At 63.2% G+C, this 22,814-nt stretch carries 20 protein-coding genes; 9 read left to right on the top strand and 11 right to left on the bottom strand.

Going from position 1 to position 22,814, the window contains the following annotated elements; translation table 11 throughout:
* Positions 1–36 precede the first annotated feature (36 nt).
* The 3 genes from KYG_RS12410 to KYG_RS12400 all read right to left on the bottom strand — a co-directional run bounded on the left by KYG_RS12410 (position 37) and on the right by KYG_RS12400 (position 4,813).
* Entirely contained in the window at positions 37–1,896 is a 1,860-nt protein-coding gene (locus tag KYG_RS12410; RefSeq protein ID WP_034694296.1) for a glycosyltransferase, read from the bottom strand.
* Between the two features lie 30 nt (positions 1,897–1,926).
* Positions 1,927–3,939, bottom strand: a complete 2,013-nt coding sequence (locus KYG_RS12405; protein ID WP_008905246.1) for a tetratricopeptide repeat protein — start codon at positions 3,937–3,939, stop codon at positions 1,927–1,929.
* A 154-nt stretch (positions 3,940–4,093) separates the two neighbouring features.
* Entirely contained in the window at positions 4,094–4,813 is a 720-nt protein-coding gene (locus KYG_RS12400; RefSeq protein ID WP_008905245.1) for a TetR family transcriptional regulator C-terminal domain-containing protein, read from the bottom strand.
* 336 nt (positions 4,814–5,149) lie between these two features.
* Between KYG_RS12400 and KYG_RS12395 the strand changes: the two genes are divergently transcribed.
* From KYG_RS12395 to KYG_RS12370, 7 genes are all read left to right on the top strand, one after another.
* Positions 5,150–6,499, top strand: a complete 1,350-nt coding sequence (locus KYG_RS12395; protein ID WP_008905244.1) for an NAD(P)-dependent oxidoreductase — start codon at positions 5,150–5,152, stop codon at positions 6,497–6,499.
* Positions 6,500–6,532: 33 nt separating this feature from the next.
* Positions 6,533–7,846 (top strand): NAD-dependent dihydropyrimidine dehydrogenase subunit PreA, encoded by a 1,314-nt coding sequence (gene preA / locus KYG_RS12390; protein ID WP_008905243.1) that lies wholly within the window; start codon positions 6,533–6,535, stop codon positions 7,844–7,846.
* 29 nt (positions 7,847–7,875) lie between these two features.
* Positions 7,876–8,070, top strand: coding sequence for a hypothetical protein (locus KYG_RS24420; protein ID WP_139019375.1), 195 nt, complete (start codon positions 7,876–7,878; stop codon positions 8,068–8,070).
* Positions 8,067–9,524, top strand: a complete 1,458-nt coding sequence (locus KYG_RS12385) for an NCS1 family nucleobase:cation symporter-1 (RefSeq protein WP_008905242.1) — start codon at positions 8,067–8,069, stop codon at positions 9,522–9,524. Before KYG_RS24420 ends, KYG_RS12385 begins: the two co-directional genes overlap by 4 nt.
* A 70-nt stretch (positions 9,525–9,594) precedes the next feature.
* The gene (gene hydA, locus KYG_RS12380; protein ID WP_008905241.1) at positions 9,595–11,046 is read left to right on the top strand and encodes a dihydropyrimidinase; all 1,452 of its coding nucleotides are present in this window, start codon (positions 9,595–9,597) and stop codon (positions 11,044–11,046) included.
* Positions 11,047–11,065: 19 nt separating this feature from the next.
* Positions 11,066–12,322: a Zn-dependent hydrolase gene (locus tag KYG_RS12375; RefSeq protein ID WP_008905240.1), complete on the top strand. Its 1,257-nt coding sequence runs from the start codon at positions 11,066–11,068 to the stop codon at positions 12,320–12,322.
* Between the two features lie 188 nt (positions 12,323–12,510).
* Positions 12,511–12,966: a hypothetical protein gene (locus KYG_RS12370; protein ID WP_304412020.1), complete on the top strand. Its 456-nt coding sequence runs from the start codon at positions 12,511–12,513 to the stop codon at positions 12,964–12,966.
* A 45-nt stretch (positions 12,967–13,011) separates the two neighbouring features.
* Here KYG_RS12370 and KYG_RS23320 read toward each other — a convergent pair whose 3' ends face one another.
* From KYG_RS23320 to KYG_RS12340, 6 genes are all read right to left on the bottom strand, one after another.
* Positions 13,012–13,377 carry a hypothetical protein gene (locus KYG_RS23320; RefSeq protein WP_139019374.1) on the bottom strand — a complete coding sequence of 122 codons (366 nt, stop codon included), beginning with the start codon at positions 13,375–13,377 and terminating at the stop codon, positions 13,012–13,014.
* 20 nt (positions 13,378–13,397) lie between these two features.
* Positions 13,398–14,360 (bottom strand): LysM peptidoglycan-binding domain-containing protein, encoded by a 963-nt coding sequence (locus tag KYG_RS24415; protein WP_139019373.1) that lies wholly within the window; start codon positions 14,358–14,360, stop codon positions 13,398–13,400.
* A 281-nt stretch (positions 14,361–14,641) separates the two neighbouring features.
* Complete coding sequence (locus KYG_RS12355) at positions 14,642–15,679, bottom strand: bifunctional nicotinamide-nucleotide adenylyltransferase/Nudix hydroxylase (RefSeq protein WP_008905237.1); 1,038 nt, start codon at positions 15,677–15,679, stop codon at positions 14,642–14,644.
* A 106-nt stretch (positions 15,680–15,785) separates the two neighbouring features.
* A complete protein-coding gene (locus KYG_RS12350) occupies positions 15,786–17,486 on the bottom strand; it encodes an NAD+ synthase (protein WP_008905236.1) in 1,701 nt (566 codons plus the stop codon).
* A 49-nt stretch (positions 17,487–17,535) separates the two neighbouring features.
* Positions 17,536–18,729 (bottom strand): nicotinate phosphoribosyltransferase, encoded by a 1,194-nt coding sequence (pncB, locus tag KYG_RS12345; RefSeq protein ID WP_008905235.1) that lies wholly within the window; start codon positions 18,727–18,729, stop codon positions 17,536–17,538.
* Positions 18,730–18,775: 46 nt separating this feature from the next.
* Positions 18,776–19,633 carry a cysteine hydrolase gene (locus KYG_RS12340; RefSeq protein WP_008905234.1) on the bottom strand — a complete coding sequence of 286 codons (858 nt, stop codon included), beginning with the start codon at positions 19,631–19,633 and terminating at the stop codon, positions 18,776–18,778.
* Positions 19,634–19,763: 130 nt separating this feature from the next.
* On the opposite strand from KYG_RS12340, the gene KYG_RS12335 reads away from it, so the two are divergent.
* On the top strand, positions 19,764–20,435 hold the full coding sequence (locus KYG_RS12335; protein WP_034694287.1) for an NUDIX domain-containing protein: 672 nt from the start codon (positions 19,764–19,766) through the stop codon (positions 20,433–20,435).
* Between the two features lie 188 nt (positions 20,436–20,623).
* Entirely contained in the window at positions 20,624–21,838 is a 1,215-nt protein-coding gene (locus tag KYG_RS12330; RefSeq protein WP_008905232.1) for a diguanylate cyclase, read from the top strand.
* Positions 21,839–21,904: 66 nt separating this feature from the next.
* Here KYG_RS12330 and KYG_RS12325 read toward each other — a convergent pair whose 3' ends face one another.
* Together KYG_RS12325 and KYG_RS12320 are read right to left on the bottom strand one after the other, a co-directional pair.
* A complete protein-coding gene (locus tag KYG_RS12325; RefSeq protein ID WP_008905231.1) occupies positions 21,905–22,357 on the bottom strand; it encodes a hemerythrin domain-containing protein in 453 nt (150 codons plus the stop codon).
* Positions 22,358–22,397: 40 nt separating this feature from the next.
* Entirely contained in the window at positions 22,398–22,592 is a 195-nt protein-coding gene (locus KYG_RS12320) for a DUF1328 family protein (protein WP_008905230.1), read from the bottom strand.
* Between the last annotated feature and the right edge of the window lie 222 nt (positions 22,593–22,814).

The raw sequence follows: 22,814 nt of genomic DNA, 5'->3' as shown, positions 1-22,814 counted from the left end.
CTGTGATGATCTACGGTGCAGGTTCTTGGCTGAAAGCTATGAGCTTTTGGTGACTTCTCTTGCAGCGCTGGCATGTCGCCCGTGAGCAATGCTGAGAAGTGAAGAAACGGCCATGTACCGCAAGGCATTAGCCCACGATCTAAAAATCTTGGAGCGGTCTATCTTGGGTGTATGCATTGCAAGCGCGACTTCGGTGATGCGTATGCCCTCGCGTCGCATCAGCAGCAGGGTGCCGATGTCCTGATAGTCCAGCAGTGTGGCGTCGGCGGAGGACGCCACTTGCATGGCGGCACGGTTGTACAGACGGAAGCCCGAGACAAAGTCACGCAGCCGCAGGCCTGTAACCCAGCGAAGCCACTGCCACGCAGCGCGGCGCGGCAGGCTGTTGCGGGCTGCAAAGTAGGCCGCCACCATGTCGCTGTTGTCGCCTGCTGCCAACAACGTGGGCAACTCCTCCACTTCATACCGGCCCTCGGCATCGATGGTGACGACCGACGCGTAGCCCTGAGCCAACGCATGGCGGATACCGGTTTGCAGGCTGCCCCACGGCGTCATGGCCAGCAGGGGGCGCAACACGCGCGCTCCGTGCTGTTCGGCCAGGTGACAGGTGGCGTCAGTGCTACGGTTGTCCACCACCAGCACGGGTGCATTGACGAGAGTGCGCACGCGTTGCAGCAGCTGGGCAATGTCTGCCGCGTTGTTTCGAGTAGAGATCACCACCATCAATCCCTGGCGGGCCGCAATAATTCCGCTGCCGGGTGCCAGGCCCCGGTAATGGCGGGCAGTGGCCCGTTCGCAGGGCCCGATGCTGAAGTGCTGGTGCAGCGCTTTCTGGCCATTCTGTCCCAGCCGGTTGCGCAGGGCGGGGTCGTGCTGCAGGCGGGCAATGGTGCTGCGCCAGGCGTCAATGTCTTCAAAGGGCACATGCAGGCCGCAATGCGCATGCGCCACCACCCAAGGCATGCCAGAGCCGGGCAGGTCGGTCACCAAACAGGGTCGGGCGTGTTGCATGGCCTCCAGCAGCACAATACCGAAGGCCTCTGTGCGCTCACGCGATGCCAGGCAGAACAGGTCGCATTCGGCTAGCAGCGCATGCTTTTGGGCGTCGTCCACCGCGCCTAGCAAGCGCACAGCAGGGGTCGTTCCGTGTGGCGTGTTGCTTTGTATCAGTGCCTCCAACGTGTCGCGCAGCTCACCTTCACCGGCAATCAGCAGTTCCACACCGGGCAGCGTGGAGACAGCGCGGATCAGTGTTTCAAAACCCTTGTAGTAGGTAAGCCGTCCGATGGACAGCAGCTTCAGCTGTGTGTCTGCGCGCCACTGTGGTGTGTCTGTGACGAGGGCGGTGGGTGGCGTGCTGCGCAGGTTGATGCCCAGCGGTACCACTTCACATTTGCTTCGCCATGGGCGTAGTGCTGCGCTGGCCTTTAGGTACGGAGGCGATGTGGCAAAAACTTGCTGCGCGCGCTCTAGCAGCGCTTGCTCAAACGGTCGGTAGAGCATGTAGGCCAGCGCCACAGACCACTTGATGTTGGACACCACCACGTCCGAATGCCAGTGCACCACCCATGGCACCTTGCGCGCGCTGGGCAGCGTCAAGGCCCACAGTGCCGAGTTGTTGGGCATGTGCAGGTGCAGTATGTCTGGTTTCACGCGTTCTATGGCGCTACCCAGGGCCTGCCGGAAACCCAGCGCCATGGGCGCGTAGACCAGGTTGAACTGCACTGTGACGCGTTGCACCCACTCAGGGTCACCGGGAAGAGGGTCGCCATGCACCAGCGCGTGGGCGTCTATGCCTTGGCGTCTCTGCTCCTGGATCAGGTCGGCCAGAAATACTTCCATGCCACCCAGGTAGGGCGGGAAAAATTTTCCGACGTGTAGAACGCGAAGGGCCATGGTGGTCCAGTAGATCAGTACGGGTGCCAGCTATCGCTTGGTGGTGCCTCTCGACGTACTGGCAGTTTCCAGTTGCGCGCGCACTTGCCGATATTGGGGGTTGCGGGGCTCCAGTCTGATGGCCTCATCGATGTCTTTAAGCCCTTCTTTCACCTTGCCAGCGCGATACTGCGCAACGCCCCGCCCGTAATACGCCGCAGCACTGGGGGCGGTTGCAATCAACCGCTCAAACAAGGGAACCGCACGTTGGGTGTCGCCTTTGCCCACCAAAGCCATACCAAGGCCGAGCAACAGTCGCGGATGATTGGCGTTGGTTTCAAGGAGGGTTTCAAAATTGCGAATAGCGATGTCGTATTGCTGGGTGGCAACGGCTGCGTCTGCATGCTTTTGCAACAACAACGCCCACATTTTTTTCTGATCGGCATCGCCCGCTTCGTCCGTGTATTTGAGGGCTTCGCCAAAGCTCTCAAAGGCCAATGCATACTGGCCCAGGGCAAACGCAGACTCCCCCCGCTGGTAGTGCAGGGATTGGCCGCCAAAGCCTTTTTGCTGCGCTTGGGCAAAGGCTTGCAATGCTTCGGCGTGCTTTTTTTGTTGCTGCAGCGTCACTCCCAAATTGAAGCGTGCGTTGCCACCCAAGTCGCCCAGCGCATCGGCTGTCAGGAATGCTCGCTCTGCCAAGTCCAGCGAGCCTCTGTCCAGGTGATGGGCACCAAGGTTGAGAAACGGGCGGCTGCGCCCTACTGCGTTCAATGGAGCCCTTAAGTCGATTTTTTCAGCAGCGTCCGCCCACGCTGTGCCCTCATCCTTGAGCGACAACGTACGCTCCAGGGCCAACCCGCCAAAAAGCATGGCCAGCAGGATGCCCAGTGTGTAAATCGTTGTGGGTTTAAGGCCGGTCAGCACTATGGCTACCAGCCCAGGAACGGCCACAGCCCACAGGTAGCTGCGGTAAAGCACGAAAGGATCCTGCACCCACACTGTGGCGAACTCGGTGCCAAACCACAGGATGGGAAACAGCAGGCACACGCCAGCAAGACCAAGAACATCTCTGCGGCACAGAACTGCCCAGACGGATGCACTCATCAACGCCACGTAGCCAAGAGCCCCCAACACGTGCTGCCAAGAGTCAACGCCGAGTGGGAACGCGGGCCGCAGGTCTACGGACATCCAATGCACGTTCGGGACGAACCACAGCAGCCCGTACCGAAAAAACAGCGCAGCTTCGTTCAAAACGCTCAAGGGGTACACCTGCGCGCTAACCCCTGGGCGGATAGCCTCAAGTTGCCGCACCAGGGCCTCTGAGCGGGGGTCGAACACTTTGCCAACCAGGTCGCCATAAATGCCAAAGAACGCTGCTGCAGCCAGTAACAGCACCAGCGAAGACGCTGCTGCCAGCGCAGCGATGGCCTTCCAGCCAGGGCGGCGCACATAAATGTAGAGCGGTACCGCCATGGCGGCGGTCAGAAGAGCGTGCTCTTTGGAGAGTACCGCCACCAGATAGCTGCCCAGAGCTGCAGCGAACCACACGCTGCGCCGGGTCTGAAGCCCCCGCACAAAAAGCCAGCAGGCCAGCACTGCAAACAGCGTGGCCATGAGGATCGAGCGTTGAATCAGATACGCAACTGCATAAACCGCAACAGGGTTCAGTGCGAACAGGGCAACCCCAACCCGCAACGCAGCGGTGCGAGAGCTTGCAAAATGCGGTTGATCCTCAAACTCCTGGGGAAACTTGGCGTGGCTTAGTAAAGCCCCCAGCAGGGCGTATAGGCTGGCTACGGTGCCAAGGTGCAGCAGGATATTCAGTAGCCGTTGCTTCCACCATCCATCTCCCACCAATTCTTGCACCCAGACAAAGCTCCCATAGGAAAGCATGCGCTGCTTGAATTGCAGCAGGCTGCCATATTCGCCAAAGATGGTGCCGTCACTCAACCGGAAATCATCAAAAATCAGTTCGTTGCTGATACCGGGCAGGTAAACGCCAAGCACGCCAAGAATGAGAGCAACTGCGAAAAATACGCTTGTTTTGCGCGACGTTTCCATGGGCTTCTGCAATGGGTTGGAGGTGGATGCCGACATCGATTGTTGTAAGAAAATGAAACTCAACGATCAAGTTGATGAAGTCTAAGCCATGCCCAGTAGCGGGCCGCTGGGGGCCGCGGCCTCTTGTCCGCTCGCAGAAAAGAGCACCTCGCAGCTAAACAACCGTGCCGGTTTGATGGGCCAAGCCGGCCAGCACCATGCGCACCAGCAGTTCCTCGGCGTGTTCAAAGTCCCGTTCGGTCAATGCCGGCTTGCCCAGCAGCAGCGCAAACTGCGCCTCCTGCTCCGCATAGGCCTGCGTGACCGACCAGATGATGAACATCAAGTGCGTGAAATTGACCTTGGCGATGCGGCCTTCGCGGGCCCAGCGCTCGAAGGTGCGCACCTCGGTCTTGAGCAGCGGGCCCACCCGCTCCGTGATGGCTTTGCCATAGCGTGGTGCACCGGCGATCACCTCTTTGGTGAACACCTTCGCGCCCTGGGGGCGCTCGCGCGAGTACTGGAGCTTGGCGCGGATGTAGCGGCGCAGGGCCTGCTGGGGGTCGTCGCTGTGCGAGAGGTCTTCCATGCCCGCCAGCCATTGCGTAAGCACATCGTCCAGCACGCGCTGGTACAGGGCTTCTTTGCTGGGGAAGTAATACAGCAGGTTATGGCGGCTGATGCCGGTTGCCGCTGCAATGCTCTCCAGCGATGCACCTTCAAAACCAAATTGGGCAAAGTGGTTCTCCGCCTCGGCCAGGATGGCCTGCTCCTTGAGCAGGCGCGCCGCCGTGGGCGCTCGGGGGGGCATGTCCAGGGGGGCAGCCAGAGCGCCGGGCTTGGTGGGGCGGCGTTGGGCTGCGTTGACAGCCTTGGGCTGGCGAGCGTCTTTCATTGCACCATTGTGGAACAAGCGGGGCGCCAAATACTGGCATTTCGCTGGCAACTCGCTGTCAATTGGCCGGCCGAGCCTGGCATGTCCCTTGCTGTAGGGATTTTACCAATTGGTAAATTTTTACCGGTTGGTAAATTGACCAACATGCCGGGCCGCCATGCACATGCAGCGCGCACGGCACCCCACAGCGAGGACCCCGATGAAACCTCCGAACATCGCAAGCGCAGACCTCCAGGCCCGCGCTGCATTGGCTGGCCCAGGCCCAGCGCACTCTGTGTGCTGCCCGGCGCAGGCTCGCGCCCAGATCCCCACCCTGACCCTCTCGGAGGAAACCTGATGGACACACCCGCAAGCCGTGCCTGCGGCATTCATGCCGCGCGCCTGAACCTGGCAGACTACGCCGCCAACTTCAGCGATGCACACCCGCCGCTCACCCGGGCGCAGGCGCTGATCGAGGCCGAGCGCTGCTACTACTGCCACGACGCCCCCTGCGCCACGGCCTGTCCCACGGGCATCGATATTCCCTCGTTCATCCACCGCATTGCGCAGGACAACAACCGGGGCGCCGCCCGTGCCATCCTGGAGGCCAACCCGCTGGGCGGCATGTGCGCCCGCGTGTGCCCCACCGAGGTGCTGTGCGAACAGGCCTGCGTGCGCAACACCAACGAAGACAAGCCGGTGGAGATCGGCTCGCTGCAGCGCTACGCCACCGATGCCTTCTTTGCCCAGCCCGGTGCACCGCTGTTCCAGCGCGCATCTGCCACCGGCAAGCGTGTGGCCGTGGTGGGCGCGGGGCCTGCGGGCCTGGCCTGTGCGCATGGCCTGGCCGTGCGCGGGCATGACGTGGTGCTGTTCGAGGCGCGCCCCAAGCTGGGCGGCCTGAATGAATATGGCCTCGCCAGCTACAAGACCACCAACAACTTCGCGCAGAAGGAAGTGGAGTGGCTGCTGTCCATCGGTGGCATCGAGGTACGCGCGGGCCAGCAACTGGGTCGTGACATCACGCTCGACAGCCTGCTGGGCGCCTACGACGCCGTGTTCCTGGGCCTGGGCCTGCAGGGCGTGAACGCGCTGGGCGTGGCCAAGCCCACGGCCACCGGCCTGCGCAATGCAGTGGACTTCATCGCCGAGCTGCGCCAGAGCAACGACCTCTCGACCCTGCCCGTGGGCCGCCGCGTGGTGGTGATTGGCGGCGGCATGACGGCGGTGGATGCCGCCGTGCAGTCGCGCAAGCTGGGCGCGCAAGAGGTGACCATCGTCTACCGCCGGGGCGCAGAGGCCATGTCGGCATCGGCCGTGGAACAGCAGTGGGCGCAGACGAATGGCGTGACCATCCGCCACTGGGCGGCACCGAAAGAGGTGCTGAGCGAAGGCGGTGCTGTCAAGGGCGTGCGCTTTGCTGCCACAGCCCTGAGCGGGGGCAAGCTGGTGGAAACCGGCGAGACGTTCACGCTCGATGCCGACATGGTGCTCAAGGCCATTGGCCAGACCTTTGTGGCCGAGCCTGTGGGCAACCGCATTGCGCTGGAGGGCGGGCGTATCGCCACCGACGCAGAAGGATGCACCAGCCTTGCGCGTGTGTGGGCCGGTGGCGACTGCCGCGTGGGCGGCCGCGACCTCACGGTGGAAGCGGTGGAGCACGGCAAGGTCGCCGCTGTCTCCATCCACGCCGCACTGATGGCTTGAACCCCTTCACCCCAGTTTTCACGGGAGCACCCCATGGCAGACATTCGCAGCAATTTTCTGGGCATCCAAAGTCCCAACCCCTTCTGGCTGGCCTCCGCACCGCCCACCGACAAGGAGATCAACGTCACCCGCGCCTTCGAGGCGGGCTGGGGCGGCGTGGTGTGGAAAACGCTGGGCGAAGACCCACCGGTGGTCAACGTCAACGGCCCGCGCTACTCCACGCTGATGTCGCAAGACCGGCGTGTGATCGGCTTGAACAACATCGAGCTGATCACCGACCGCCCGCTGGACACCAATCTCGAAGAGATCAAGCGCGTCAAACGCGCTTGGCCCGACCGCGCGATGATCGTCTCGCTCATGGTGCCGTGCGAGGAGCAGAGCTGGAAGAACATCCTGCCGCTCGTGGAAGACACTGGCGCCGATGGCATCGAACTCAACTTCGGCTGCCCCCATGGCATGAGCGAGCGCGGCATGGGCGCTGCCGTGGGCCAGGTGCCCGAATACATCCAGATGGTCACGGCCTGGTGCAAGCACTACAGCAAGCTGCCCGTGATCGTGAAGCTCACGCCCAACATTACCGACGTGCGCCACCCGGCCCGTGCGGCCAAGGCGGGCGGGGCGGATGCCGTGTCCCTCATCAACACCATCAACTCCATCATGGGCGTGGACCTGGACCGCATGGTGATGAGCCCGAGCACCGACGGCTGGGGATCGCACGGCGGCTACTGCGGCCCGGCGGTCAAGCCCATCGCGCTGAACATGGTGGCCGAGATTGCACGCGACGCGCAGACCGCGGGCCTGCCCATCAGCGGCATTGGCGGCATCACCACCTGGCGCGATGCGGCCGAATACATCGCGCTGGGCTGCGGCACGGTGCAGGTGTGCACGGCGGCCATGGTGTACGGATTCAAGATCGTGCAGGACATGTGCGATGGCCTGTCCAACTTCATGGACGAGCACGGCTATGCCACGCTCGACGACTTCAAGGGCCAGGCCGTGCCCACGGTGAAGGACTGGAAGAACCTCAACCTCAATCACATTGAAAAGGCCGTCATCAACCAGGACGCCTGCATCCAGTGCGGCCGCTGCCATGTGGTGTGCGAAGACACCTCGCACCAGGCCATCACCTTCACCAAGGAGGGTGGTGTGCGCAGGTTCGAGATCAACGAGGCCGAATGCGTGGGCTGCAACCTGTGCGTGTCGATCTGCCCCGTGCCCGAGTGCATCACCATGCGCGCGCTCGCGCCGGGCGAGGTCGATGTGCGCACCGGCAGGGCGGTGACGGGCGAATACGCCAACTGGACCACGCACCCCAACAACCCGCAGCGGGTGGCAGCAGCAGCCTGAAGCGGGCGATAGCGCACCGGAGCATCGGCGTGAAAGCGGTATCCGTGATGACCGATCTGGTGCACATTCGCAACGCGGTGCTGCAGTGCATCTGGTGCAGTTCTTGCGTGACCGATAGCATCGCTCGCTTCCTTTTGCCCGCCATCTGCCAGCGTGAGGGCGCTTTAACAGACAGCGGGTTGTTTGCAACCCCAACGAAGTCTTTGACAGGAGAACAGGTATGACCAAAAGTACCGGCAGTGCCGCCCATGTGGTGGGGCAAATGCCCGGCGGAGCCATGAACCCGCTCGCCAATGAAGATTTGCTCCCCACCACGCAAGCCCAGCGCCATTGGGCCTGGAAAGACTATGCGGCGTTGTGGGTGGGCATGGTGGTGTGCGTACCCACGTACACCATGGCCAGTGCCATGCTCGACCAGGGCTTCACGTGGCAGATGGCAGTGTGGCTGGTGTTTGTCGCCAACTGCATCGTGCTGGTGCCTATGCTGCTCATCGGCCGCGTGGGTCCCAAATACGGCATTCCGTTTCCGGTGCTGGCGCGGGCTTCATTCGGCGTCAAGGGCGCCAACCTGCCGGCCGTACTGCGTGGCCTGGTGGCCTGTGGCTGGTTCTCCATCAACTGCTACTTTGGCGCACTGGCGCTGCACGGGTTCCTGAACATCCTGGGCATGGGCCTTGCGGGCCCGGCGGACGGGCAGACCATCAGCACTTCGCAGTTCATGTGCTTCCTGGCGTTCTGGGCCGTGCACATCTACTTCATCTGGAAAGGCCCCGAGTCCATCCGCAAACTGGAAGTGATCGCTGCGCCGCTGATGATCATTGCTTCCATCGTGCTGGTGGTGGTGCTGATGATGAAGGTGCCGTCTGGCCAGCTTTTCAACCTGCCGGCCAAGATTGTGGAAGGCGGCCCCAAGACCTGGGCGGCGCTGACCGGCCTGGTGGGCTTCTGGGCCACGCTCGCCCTCAACATCCCTGACTTCACCCGTTTTGCCAAGTCGCAAAAGGACCAGGTCATCGGCCAGGCCATTGGCCTGCCCATTCCCATGGCGCTGTTCTCCATGGTGGGCGTGATCGGTTTCTCGGCCTCGGCCATCCTGTATGGCAAGGCCCAGCTGTTCCCGGATGGCCTGCTGACGCAGATGGGCAGCCTGGCTGCAGGCGTCGGCCTGCTGGTGATCCTGCTGGCCAACCTGACGACCAACGTCGCCGCCAATCTGGTGTCGCCGTCGTATGACTTCAGCCAGGTGGCGCCTTCCAGGATCAGCTTCCGCACCGGTGGCCTGATTGCCGCCTTCATTGGCCTGCTGTTCATGCCCTGGAAGCTGCTGGCCACCTCGGGCGGCTACCTGTTCACCTGGCTGGGCGGGTATGGCACGCTGCTGGGCGCCATTGCAGGCATCCTGCTGGTCGACTACTACCTGGTGCGCAAGACGCAACTGAAGGTGGACGACCTGTACCGCCGTGGCGGTGACTACGAATACAGCGGTGGCTGGAACGTGCAGGCGCTGGTCGCGTTTGCGCTGGGTGTGCTGCCGTGCCTGCCGGGATATCTGGCGGTGTCGGGCGTGGTGGACAAGGCCTCGGTAGCGCCACTGTTGCTGAGCCTTTTTGACTTCGGCTGGTTCTTCAGCCTGGCCGTCGCCGGCACCTACTACTACCTGACCGCAAAGAAGAAGTGACGCTGCGGCTCTGCCAGGGCGAGCGGCCTTGGCAGAGCCTTGTTTGATGTGCATTCCTGAAGGAGACCCCATGAGCCAAGCCCTTGTGATCCGCGGTGGTACCGTGGTCAACGCCGACCGTGAACAGCGCGCCGATGTGTTGTGCGTCGATGGCCGCATCGTGGCCGTGGGGGATGGAGCTGCGGCGCAGGCCCCCGCGGGCGCGCAGGTGCTGGACGCCAGCGGCCAGTACGTGCTGCCCGGCGGCATCGACCCGCACACGCACATGCAATTGCCGTTCATGGGCACTGTCACCATGGACGACTTCTTCACCGGCACGGCCGCCGCGCTGGCCGGTGGCACCACAAGCATCATCGACTTCGTGATCCCCGATCCGCAAGAACCGATCCTGGATGCATATCGCAAATGGCGCGGCTGGGCGGAGAAGTCGGCCGCCGACTATTCGTTTCACGTCGCCATCACCTGGTGGAGCGAGCAGGTGCGCGCCGACATGGGTACGCTGGTGAAGGACGAGGGCGTGAACAGCTTCAAGCACTTCATGGCCTACAAGAACGCCATCATGTGCGACGACGAAACCCTGGTGAACAGCTTCAAGCGCGCGCTGGAGCTGGGCGCCATGCCCACGGTGCATGCCGAAAACGGTGAACTGGTGTACCTGCTGCAGCAAGAGGTCGCCAAGATGGGCATCACCGGCCCCGAGGGCCACCCGCTCTCGCGCCCGCCCATGGTCGAAGCCGAGGCCGCCAACCGCGCCATCGCGATTGCCGACGTGCTGGGCGTGCCGATCTACGTGGTGCATGTGAGCTGCATGGAGTCGGCCGACGCCATCGCCCGCGCCCGTGCGCGCGGCCAGCGCGTGTACGGCGAGGTGCTGGCGGGCCACCTGCTGGTGGACGACAGCGTGTACCGCGACCCCGACTTTGCCAAGGCCGCCGCGTATGTGATGAGCCCGCCGTTTCGCCCCAAGGGCCACCAGGAGGCGCTGTGGCGCGGCCTGCAGTCGGGCCAGCTGCACACCACGGCGACGGACCACTGCACCTTCTGCGCCGCGCAAAAGGCCATGGGCAAGGAGAACTTCGCCAAGATCCCCAACGGCACGGGCGGCGTGGAAGAACGCATGGCCGCGCTGTGGGATGGTGGCGTGAACACCGGGCGCCTCACACCCAGCGAGTTCGTGGCCATCACCTCGGCCAACGCGGCCAAGCTGTTCAACATCTACCCGCGCAAGGGTTTCATCGGCGAAGGTGCCGATGCCGACCTGGTGCTGTGGGACCCGCAAGGCACCAAGACCTTCTCCGCCAAGACCCAGTTCAGCAAGGGCGACTTCAACATCTTTGAAGGCCGCACCGTGCGCGGCATCCCCAGCCACACCGTGAGCCAGGGTCGCGTGGTGTTTGCCAATGGTGACCTGCGGGCAGAGCAGGGCAAGGGCCGCTACATCAAGCGCCCGGCGTTTGGCGCCAACTTCCAGGCCGTGCAAAAGCGTGCGCAGGACCTGGCCCCCACAGCGGTTGCCCGCTGAACCGACGGAGAACAACACCATGGACACCAAAGTCAAACCCGACATCGAAAACCTGCGCATCAACGGCGATCGCCTGTGGGCGTCGCTCATGGAGCTGGCCCAGATCGGCGCCACGCCCAAGGGCGGCGTGTGCCGCCTGACCCTCACCGACCTGGACAAGCAGGGCCGTGACCTCGTCACCCGCTGGGCGCGCGAGGCAGGCATGACCGTCACCATCGACAAGATCGGCAACGGCTTCATGCGCCGCCCCGGCCGCAACAACAACCTGCCACCCATCATGACCGGCAGCCACATCGACACCCAGCCCACCGGCGGCAAGTTCGATGGCAACTACGGCGTGCTGGCAGGCATTGAGGTGGTGCGCACGCTCAACGACCACGGCATCGAAACCGAGGCCCCCATTGAGGTGGCGTTCTGGACCAACGAGGAAGGCAGCCGCTTCGTGCCCGTGATGATGGGCTCCGGCGTGTTCGCCAAAGCCTTCACTTTGGAACACGCCTACGCCGCCACCGACACCGAAGGCAAATCGGTCAAAGGCGAGCTCGAGCGCATCGGCTACATCGGCGACCAAGAACCCGGCGACCACCCCATCGGCGCGTACTTCGAAACCCACATCGAACAAGGCCCGGTGCTGGAAGACAACAACAAGACCATCGGCGTGGTCAGCGGCGTGCTGGGCATCCGCTGGTACGACTGCACGGTGACCGGCATGGAAGCCCACGCAGGCCCCACGCCCATGGCCCTGCGCAAGGACGCATTGCAGGTCGCCGCGCAGCTGATGCAGGAGGTGGTGGCCTGCGCCCATCGCCACCCGCCGCACGGCCGCGGCACGGTCGGCATGGTGCACGTGCACCCCAACAGCCGCAACGTCATCCCCGGCCAGGTCAAGTTCAGCATTGACTTGCGCAACGCCACCGACGCCGAATGCGACAGCATGGACCAGGACATCCGCGCCGTGGCCGCCAAGCTCAGTGCCGAGAGTGGCCTGCCAATCAAGATCGACCTGGTGTCCAACTACCCCGCCCAGGTTTTCCATCCCGACTGCGTGGACGCCGTGGGCCGCGCTGCCGCCAAGCTGGGCTACAGCCACATGCCTGCTGTGTCGGGCGCGGGGCACGACGCGGTGTACATGGCCCGCCTGGCGCCTGCGGGCATGGTGTTCATCCCGTGCAAGGACGGCATCAGCCACAATGAGATTGAAGACGCCAAGCCCGAGCACATCGAGGCAGGGTGCAATGTGCTGCTGCATGCGATGTTGGAGCGGGCGGGCACCTGAGCCTCTGGTCCATCGCACTCTATCCATCGCTGCCGCTGGCTGTCGCCAGTGACTCGAAACTCCCAGCCAACACCTTTCGGGTTGGCTGTGGCGTTGCGGGTGCGCCGCATTTCCGAGGCTGTTACACCTGCGCCCCGAGCGGGTGCCAATCCCTGTCGCCGTGCGGCCTGCGCAATTTGGCGGTGGACGTGCAGACATTGCCCGGCGACACCACCAGCATCCTGCACGCCATCCGCGCCATCCGCGCCATGCGCGACAACCTTTCGCACCTGGTAAAGCAGGTGCGCGACAGCACCGACTCCATCACCACCGCGTCGTCCGAGATCGCCGCCGGCAATGGCGACCTGTCGGCGCGCACCGAGTCGCAGGCCAGCGCGCTGCAGGAGACGGCCGCGTTGATGGAGCAACTCACGTCCACCGTGCAGCAAAACGCCGCCAACGCCAAGCGCGCCGACGAACTGGCCCGTGCCGCATCCGACATGGCAGTGCGCGGTGGCGACGTGGTGCAGCAAGTGGTGGGCACGATGGTGTCCATCGACCAGTCCTCGCGCAAGATCTGTCGCAGACGGTGGGCAAGTTCCGCGTGGCGTGATTTCGGATTGGGAGGGGTCTGCGGTCCTCATTCCCGTTGGTTTCACGGTTGAGACGGCGTATCTGAATTAAGTTTTTGCAAAGCGCGGGTGCGCGTTCTACAGGTTATCTATGGCAACGGTGTAAGCAACCAGACCAATAAGACTTATGACGAAAAGGCCGCCCAGGGTTAAGAAATATATCCAGTACGTTTTCGAAAAGATTTTGTACCATAGGGGTGCATCCAAATGAGCGTCGGTCAGTTTTCTTTTTTTGCCCAATTTTGGAAATGCAATAACACCTGTCAACATGACTGTTCGCATAAATGTCGATGGAAATATGTTAAATGCATTAATTTCCCAAATCTGAAAAAATGGGCTGGTGAAATATTTTTCTAGGAATTGCTTCGGCATCAGGAAATGAAGAGCTAGAAAAATAGCTGGCCCCGTAGCTAAAAAAATAATCCCACCCCACATAGTGGTCATAAAAATATTGTGGGGCGTAATTAGTGACATATCTGGCTGATGTGAGTTGCAGAAACGAGGTCAGCAGAATTTCCCCACCGATCATACGCCCAGCGTGACGCTTTTCCTGCGTTGTAACCCCAAGCGGCTGTGCCGGCCGCGAGTAACAATGCGGTACCCCAACCTACGGGATTCGACACAAGAAATAGTCCCACCGCTGCTCCGCCCACCAAACCTGTGACAGATCCAGCAACGCTTTCAACGAATATCTGATTCTTCTCGTTCTGACTCGTGGTGTTGGCGATTTGTATGCATGACGCAGCGAGGCCCACTCCCGTCAGTACAACTCCCCCTTTATTCGCCACCTGACCCAATCGCTGGAGTCGACTCGCGTGGCGTGCCAGATTGGCATTGGCTGGAACGCCTCCTGCACGCGCGATGCGAAGCGACTGTTGACTCCCGCCGTTCCCGAAGAGCAAGCGGTCCATAGGGCCAATGTTGGTTTGAAACCTTCGAAGGGCTAAAGCCCGGCGATAGTCGTACTGGCCTTTCGTCAGGTTGCCTGATTTGTAGCTTGCATAGTGGTCGCTCATCTGATGGATGAGCGAGACGTTTCCGCCGCTAAGCAAATTTGCTCCTCCGCTCGCAATGACAGAACCGGGGATGAGAAAGGAGTTGCTGTTGTCGGCCATCCAGGTCACTGCTTGAAAGCCTGCCGCATCCGCGCTCTTCACCCCCTCGCTGATCAACGGCGTATTGACGATGTGCGGCGGCGGGTCGTTGCCTTTGTGGGCCTCCTCAACCAGGGGTTCATTCAACCGAAGCACATCACCCGCACGGATGCGATCAGGATTTTTTATGTGTGGATTGAGTGCAAGCAGATACTGAAGGCAACGGCTGTACTGCGGATCGGATTGGCTGACACCGTAGATAGTTTGCAGAATCGATGACAGAGTATCTCGATCCTTGATGGGGTACTCAAAGTGGCCGGGTACGGCTGCCATTTGCTGTGTGCCTTCATAGAGAGTGAATGATTCGACCCTACAAATACCCGCGCTCCTTCGAAAGGACTGACGCGGCGATGTGGGCTACGACTTGTGAACGGGTAAAAATCCGCTTACAGGCATGAAAAAAGCCGCCAGAATCGTATCCAGGGGTTGCACATACTCCCAGTGTTTTTACATCGGGAAGCAACCGCCACGAGTTGTTGCACGGGGCATGAAGGAGGTGCTGCTTCTTTCTGATAGTGCGACGCACAACTCCTTCAGATGATGCTTTGCAACAATCATGTGATATTCAAGAAGTGGTCCAGCATGTGAAAGTGGTCTTCAAAGAACTCTTCTTCCAGGCAAGCCAGTTGGTCGATTCGCGTCCACTGCACCAGCATCGCGTCGTCATCGGCCTGCACCACCGGGAACTGTGCGTCCCCCAGATCAAAGTAGTGCGCATGCGTAATCGTGCGGCCGCGCTGGCTGCGGTCGGGGTGGTCGAAAACGGCCACGGACTGCAGCGCGGCGCGCATGGTGGCTTCGGGCAGGTGGCAGTGGGTTTCTTCCACAAGTTCGCGCAGGCATGACTGCCACACGGTTTCGCGCTGTTCGATGAAGCCGCCGGGCACGGCCAGCTGGCCTTTGCCGGGTGCGTGGGCGCGGCGGATCAGCAGCACATGGTCCTGGCAGCGCAGCACGGCGTCCACCGTCACGAACACGGGCGGGTAGGGCGCGGCGGCCCAGGCCTGGCGGTAGCTGCGCAGCATCTGCCACTCCTGCTGCAGCGCCAGGTAGTGCGGGGTGTGCGCAAACTCGGTCAGCGTGGCCAGGGTGCTGGCGGGCATCTGGCTGGCCAGGGGGGCGAGGGCCGGTGCCACGGTGTCGGGCGTGGCACCAAAGTACGCATCGCGGATGGCCGTGGCGTCAATCGGCCCCTGGCGCTCCACATGGATCAGCTCCCAGCCGGGGAAGGCGCTGAGGTAGCCGCTGGTCGCGTCCTTGAAGTGGCCCACCAGCCCCACACTTGCGCCGTGCGCCCCCGGTGCGGTCAAACGCGCCACGCCCTGGCGCACGGCCTGCACCCACACGGCTTCGTTGTAGTAATCGCGCATGGGCAGCACCTGCACCCGGGCGGCGTCGGCGGCAGGCAGTGCGGCGCGCAGCATGGCTTCGCGCTCCTGCCAGGTGAAGGGGTTCTTGGGCGAGCGCGCCTGCCAGGCCGAGCCCACCACCACGATGACCTGCTGCGCGCTGTCGAGCGCGCGCTGCAGCAGCGCCATGTGGCCGTTGTGCACGGGCTCAAAACGCCCGATGTAGATGGCGGTATCGACCATGTGTCTCCAGTGCGTCGTTGGTTTTATGAATCTTTTTGGCCTCTAGCGCTTGCCCATAAAGCGCGAACAGCTATTGTTTTTGTAGTGATTTTACCGGAACGGTGGTTCATGCATACCGGGCTGCAATCGGCATCTGCCGCCCGCTGCCAAAGGCCCGGGCACGCACGCGCAGGATGGGCGGAGCCTGGCGGCGCTTGTATTCATTGCGCGCCACCATGGCGTGGATGCGCTGGACGAGTGCGGTGCCCGCATCGGTCTCGTGCAATTGCGCGACGATGGTTTGTGCCTGGGTGTGCTCGGCGGCGGACAGCCGGTCTCCCTCGATCAGCAGCTTGAGGATTTCGTCCAGCACAGGGTAGGGCGGCAGGCTGTCGGTGTCGCGCTGGTCGGGGGCCAGCTCGGCCGAGGGTTCCTTGTCGATGATGGCCTGCGGAATCACCTCGCGCCCGGCGTGTTCGTTGATGTGGCGCGAGAGGGCAAACACTTCTGTTTTGTAGAGGTCACCCAGCAGGCCCAGCCCGCCGTTGGTGTCGCCATACAGCGTGCAGTAGCCCACCGAGATTTCACTCTTGTTGCCCGTGGTGAGCAGCAGGTGGCCAAAGGCGTTGGAGTATTCCATCAGCACCGTGCCGCGAATGCGCGCCTGCAGATTTTCGAGTGGCAGGCCCGCCAGTGGCTTGCCAAAGCTGGCCTCGAACTGCTGCGCATAGCCCGCCACCAGCTCGGCAATGGGGTGCGTGAAGAGCTGCACACCCAGGTTGCGGCACAGCGCCACCGAGTCATCGACCGAGCCGCTGCTAGAGTAGCGCGAGGGCATAGTGATGCCCACCACGTTGTCGGCGCCCAGCGCCTCCACAGCAAGCGCCAGCGTCAGCGCGCTGTCGATACCGCCCGAGCTGCCCACCACCACCTGGCCAAAGCCGCAGCGCCGCGCGTAGTCACGCAGGCCCAGCACGATCTGCTGGCGGTAGAAGTCCATCGGCGGGATGCCCTGCGCCGGCACCGCCGCCGGGCGCTCGCCCTGGGCGGCCCAAAAGCGCCCGCCATCAAACTGCAGGGTGCGTACGTCTTCGGCAAAGCGCGGCGCTTCAAACACAATGCCCGCGTCCGGCTCGGCGGCAAACGACCCGCCGTCATACACCAGCTGGTCGTGCCCGCCCACCTGGTTGACGTACAGAATCGGCAAGCCGTGGCGGCGCGACGATCCGCCAAACATCTGGTGGCGCTGCTCGCGCTTGCCCACATGGCTGGGGCTGGCGTTGATGCTGATGACCAGGTCGGGCGCGGCATCGCGCAGGCGCTCGAACGGGTTGATCACGTAGTCGCCGCCGTGGTCGTTCCAGCCGTCTTCACACACCAGCAGCCCCACCTGCGCGGTACCGACGCGCAGCACCTTGGCCACGTCGGGGCCGGGCTCGAAGTGGCGGCGCTCGTCAAAGATGTTGTACGTGGGCAGCAGCTGCTTGGCGTATTGCAAGCGGACTTGCCCACCCTGCAGCACCAGCAGGCTGTTGTGCAGCTTCTTGCCGGGGCCTTGCGCGGGGGTGGGAGCGCCCACCACCCAGTGCAGTTGTGGCAGCGCGGCAGAGGCCTGCTGCAGCGCGGCCAACCCGGCCGCGATACGTTGCTGGAAGGCGCTTTCCTCCAGCATGTCACCGGGGTAGTAGCCGCACAGCGACAGCTCGCTGAACACGACGAGGTCGGCCTCTTCGCGTGCGGCCTGCTGGGCGGCGGCCACCATGCGGGCCACGTTGCCTTCGATGTCGCCGACGGTGAAATTCAATTGGGCGATGGTGATGCGGAGCATTGCGTTTCCCTTGAGTCTGCAGAGCGGGTCGGAGAGTTTTCTCAGCCACTCAGTTAGCAACGTTGAAGACCTGGCGCAGGTAGGCCAGGTACGTTTCATCGTCGCACAGCGTCTTGCCCGGCGTGTCCGACAGCTTGGCCACCGGTTGTCCGTTGGCGCGCACCAGTTTCATCACGATGTTGATTGGCTTGTGGCCCGGGCCCATGTCGTTGGTGAGGTTGGTGCCGATGCCAAAGCCAAGCTGCGTGCGGTCGCCAAAGTGGCGGTACAGCATGAGGGCGCGCTCCAGGTCGAGTCCGTCCGAGAACACCAGCCGCTTGGTGTTGGCGTCAATGCGCAGCCTGGCGTAGTGCGCCAGGGCTTTTTCGCCCCAGGCCACCGGGTCGCCCGAGTCGTGCCGCAGGCCGTCGAACAGCTTGGCGAAGTACAGGTCGAAGTCGGCCAGAAAGGCGTCCATGCCCACGGTGTCGGTCAGCGCAATCCCGAGGTCGCCCCGGTACTCCTGCACCCAGTCTTCCAGCGCGGCCTTCTGAAAATCGCGCAGGCGCACGCCCAGCGCCTGGTAGGTTTGCAGGTACTCGTGCGCCATGGTGCCGATGGGCACCAGGTTCAAATCGCGCGCCAGCAGCACATTGCTGGTGCCTTTGAACCATTGCGGTGCTTCGCGCGCAAAGGTCTGCACCACCTCGCGCTGCCAGGCCCCGCTGTAGCGGCGGCGCAGGCCAAAGTCGAACAGCTCGAAGGGGTGGCGCAGCGAGGTGTGCTGCGCCAGCGCCTGCAGCTGCTGCACCTTGGCGGCGAGGCGCTCACGTCCGCTGGCGAGGGCTGCAGTGGTATCGAAGCGGCGAAAGTACAGCTCGTTGACGATGGCCAGCACAAAGATCTCGAAGCCCATCACATGCACCTGCGGGCCTTGCGCCACGATGTGCAGCTGGTCGCCCTCGGCCCAGGCGTTGATGAAGCTGCGCTGGAATTGGAAGATGCGCAGGAAGTCCACAAAGTCGCTCTTGATGTAGCGCAGGCCGCCCACGTAGGCCAGCTCGTCGGGTGTGAAGCGCAGGGTGCACAGGTGGTCCAGCGCGGCGTTCACCTCGGGCAGCAGCTCGGCCAGCGGGTAGGCGGGGGTGTTGCGGCACACAAAGCGGTACTCGCTTTGTGTTTGCGGGTGGCGGTGCAGCAGCGCCTGCCACATGGTGAACTTGTAGAGGTCCGTGTCGAGCAGGCTGGTGATGATGGGGTTCATGCGTTTGCTCCCAATGTTGTAGCTGTTAGCGCTTTATGGATAAGCGCTAGAGGCCTATTTGACCGATTTTTTCAAGCCGCACGCCCTGTGCGCGCATGCTGTCCAGAAACGCCTGGTGCTGCGCCTCGAACCCGCCCACGGGGCTCATGCAGTCGGTCAGCAGCACGATGTGGTCCGGCCGCGCCCCCGCCTTGAGGCGGGGCAGGTGCTGCAGGATGTGCTCGGTGGTGGCGCGCACGCAGTGGCTGCTGGCTTCGCCGGCAATGAGCAACAGGTCGGCAGTCTCGAGGGCGGCCAGCAGGCGGGTGTTGAGCGCGGTGTCGGGGTCGCCGGCTTCCACCACCTCGGCCTCGATGGCGCTGTAGTGCTCGGTCCAGGGGTTGGTGCCCTTGAACACGTTGTGCACGGCGCGCTGGCGTTGCAACTGCCAGTCGCCACACGCGGCCAGCACCTCGGCATGCACGCCATGGCCCCAGCTGCCAATTTCGCAGTGCACGGGCCAGACCATCAGTGTGTAGCGCCCGCGCGCCTCCAGCGCGTCCATGTAGGCCAGCGTGCGTGGCAGGTGCGCAGGGTGGCGCGGTGCGAATGCACCTGTGCGCACCTGCTCGGCGGTGATGGGTGTGAACGGCGCGACCGTTCCGCCATCGGCCTGCTGCCAGAACCCCGGATGGGCAATGTCGATGCGCTGGTGTGAGTCGAGCGTGACCGTGATGTGGTCGATGCTGGCCGCGTGATGGCGGATGAAGGCGGCCACGCGCTGCATGTCGGCATGGGCGCCAGCCACGGGCAGGCTGGGGGCGGTGCGCGCGCCGGTGAGGGGGTTGGTGGGCTGCCACGCGGCTGGCAAGTCGCAGAAGTCGTTTTGCGGGTCGATCACCAGAAGCTGAATGTTGCGGGCCATGGACGTTCTCCTTTGCAGTGTCACCAGTGTAGACCTGTTAGTAAAAAAATGAACTAACTAAATCGCAAATTTGTGTTGGCTTGTTTCAGCGTCGTTGGTGTTCGTACAGCGGTGTGACAAACTACCGGCAATGTCAGACACACTCGCCCGCTCTCCCATCTGTACTGTGGACGTGGTGCTGCTCACCCTGCAGCACGGCGCGCTGCAGGTGGCGCTGCTGCGGCGCGAGCGGGCCCCGTTTGCCGGAGCGCTGGCCCTGCCCGGGGGCTACATCCATACCGGAGAAGATGCCGACGCCCAGGCGAGCGCCGCCCGTGTGCTGCGCGAAAAGGCCGGTTTGCAAAGCCCCTACCTCGAGCAGCTGGCTACGTTCTCCGGCCCGGTGCGTGACCCGCGGGGCTGGTCGCTGGCGGTGGCCTACTGTGCGCTGGTGCCGCCCGAGCTGCTGGCCGCGGCGCCGCTCACCCTGGTGCCTGTGGCCGAGCTGCCGGCACTGCCGTTTGACCACCGCGCCATGGTCGATGCCGCCGTGGCGCGGGTGCGCAGCAAAAGCCAGTATTCGTCCATGCCCGTGCACCTGTGCGCCGAGCCATTCACCTTGCCGCAACTGCAGGCCGTGTACGAGGCCGTGCTGGGCGAGCCGCTCAACAAGGTGAGCTTTCGCCGCAAGGTGGAAGAGCTGGCCATGCTGGAGGCCGTGCCCGGCGCGTTGCACAGCGGGGGGGCCCACCGGCCTGCGCAGCTGTACCGCGTGCGCCCGGCCTTCCGGCAGCGTCTGTCGCTGAGTGCGCGCGGCCTGTAGGGAAGACCCGGGCACAAAGTATTGGACCGGCGCGCCGAAATCTGGCACAAACGCAAACTTTGTGTACCACCAACAGGGTTGCGCGCAGGGCTGACCACAATGGCCGCCGCTGCTGCACCGCCCATAACAGGCCAGGTCGTCACTGGCACCTGAGGGAGATCCATGTCTTTGCGGCTCAAATTCAACTGGTGCTGGCGGCCGTGCTGATCGCGGCGGCCACGGGTGCGGGGCTTTACGTGCACCGTTTCCTGCAGCAATCGGCCATCGAGGAGGTGCAGCACAACTCGCAGATCATGATGCACGCGGCCATGGCCATCCGGGACTACACCACCGAACTCGTCAAGCCGCACCTCGATGTGACGCTGGGGGAGAAATTCCTTCCGCAGACCGTGCCCGCCTACGCAGCGACGGAGACGCTGCGCCGCCTGCAAAGCCGGTTCCCCGGATACGAATACAAGGAGGCGGTGCTCAATCCCACCAACCTGCGCGACCGTGCCAACGAGTGGGAGGAGCGCATCATCGGCGACTTCCGCGAGGGGCGGGTGGACCTCAAGAAGGAGGTAACCGGCGAAGTGGGCGAGGGCATGCATCGCGCCCTGTATGTGGCCCGCCCCATCACCATCAAGCAGGCCCAGTGCCTGGCCTGCCACAGCACGCCGGAGGCGGCGCCTGCGTCCATGCTCAAGGTCTATGGCGACAAGAACGGCTTTGGATGGCGCATGAACGAGACCGTGGGCATCCAGGTGGTGAAGGTGCCGATGTACTTCCCGCTGGAGAAGGCGCGCCAAACCTTCAACACCGTCATGACGGCGCTGATCGGCAGCTTTGTGCTGCTGTTTGTCGTGCTCAACCTGTCGCTGTCCTCGCTGGTGATCGAGCCCATGGCGCGGCTCAACCGCAAACTGGAAGACCTGGCCACCAAGGACTTCCTGACCGACCTCGTCAACCGCCGGCGGTTCTTTGAGCGGCTGGAGACCGAGATGGCCGACACGCGCATCAAGAAGGGCAGCCTGTCGGTGGTGATGTTCGATATCGACTTCTTCAAACGCATCAACGACACCTTTGGCCATGACTCGGGCGACGTGGTGCTCAAGAGCACGGCGCTGCGCGTGCGCGAGCTGCTGCGGTCGTCGGACTGCGCGGCGCGCTTTGGGGGCGAGGAGTTCATCATCCTGCTCAAGGAAACCCCGGTGGATGCCGCCATGGCCATGGCCGAAGCGGTGCGCGCGCGTATCGCCACCGTGCCATTCGATGCCGTGGGCCATGTCAGCGCCAGTTTTGGCGTGGCGACGTGGGACCACAAGGAAGACAGCCACGCGCTCATCAAGCGTGCCGACACGGCGCTCTACAAGGCCAAGTCCAGCGGCCGCAACTGCGTGGTGCAGGCGGAAGAACCGGTTTGAAGGCCATCGCGCTCATCAGCCCCTGCACGACCCGGTGACAGCCTGGAGGGCGTAGCGGGCAAGGGCTCAGGCCGTGGTGGTCTTGGCCTCTTCGTAATCCGCCTGGTAGCTAACTGCCAAGGCGGTTTTCTGTTTTTCCGTGAGTAGCTTGCCCGCCATCTGGAAGAACTTGTGTTCTTCCTCTTTCAGGTGGTGCTCGACCTTGTCGGCCAGCTTTCTTGCCAGTGGCAACCAGGCAGGGCTGGAGGGCTCGGTCTCCTCCAGCGATTCCACCAGCTCGTCGATCTCATGGTGTTCCGCAATGGCATGGCGCGACAGGTCCACGCCAGCGTCATGAGCGATCAGGGGCACGTAGAAGTGGCGGTCCTCGGCCAGCGCGTGGGCCGCCAGCTCGGTCTTGAGCTGTTCAAACAGCTCACGACGTTCAGGCGTGTCACCGCTGGTGTTCGTCAACGCCGAGTACAGGGCGCGCTGCTGCTCGTGGCTTTCGCGCAGGGCTTCAAAAATGTTGCGTGTCATGGGGTTTTCCAGGTCGGGTTGTTCGGCAGGGCGCCGGGCCTCACTTGAGAGCCTTGCGCGCAGCGCCGATCCCCAGCACGGCCAGTACCACGAACACGACAGCGATCACCAGGAACAGCACGAACAGCACGAACAGCACCTTGGCAATGCCAGCGGCCCCCGCAGCCACGCCGCTGAAACCCAGGGCACCAGCCACCAGGGAGATGAGGGCAAAAATGATGGCGTACTTCAGCATGATGGTCGCTCCTTGCAGTGAAAAGGCAGGCAGCGCAGGGCTGCGAAAGGGTGTGCAGGCACGATACCGGGAGGCTGCCGCCAACGCCGTCAGTGCGGGCGGGCGGTGGGTGTAGGAGAGGGCCGCTGGCGAGCGGTGGTGCAGCGCTAATAGACAAGCCGCAATGCGTTGGCGTTGCGGCTTGGAGTTACTACAGCGTTGCGGGTCTTTTGGTGTCCGCTC

It is taken from the genome of Acidovorax sp. NO-1 (genome assembly GCF_000238595.1).
Taxonomy (GTDB): Bacteria; Pseudomonadota; Gammaproteobacteria; order Burkholderiales; family Burkholderiaceae_C; genus Acidovorax.
The sequence above is the reverse complement of the archived record's forward strand: the minus strand, read 5'-3'. Positions and strand labels throughout refer to the sequence as shown.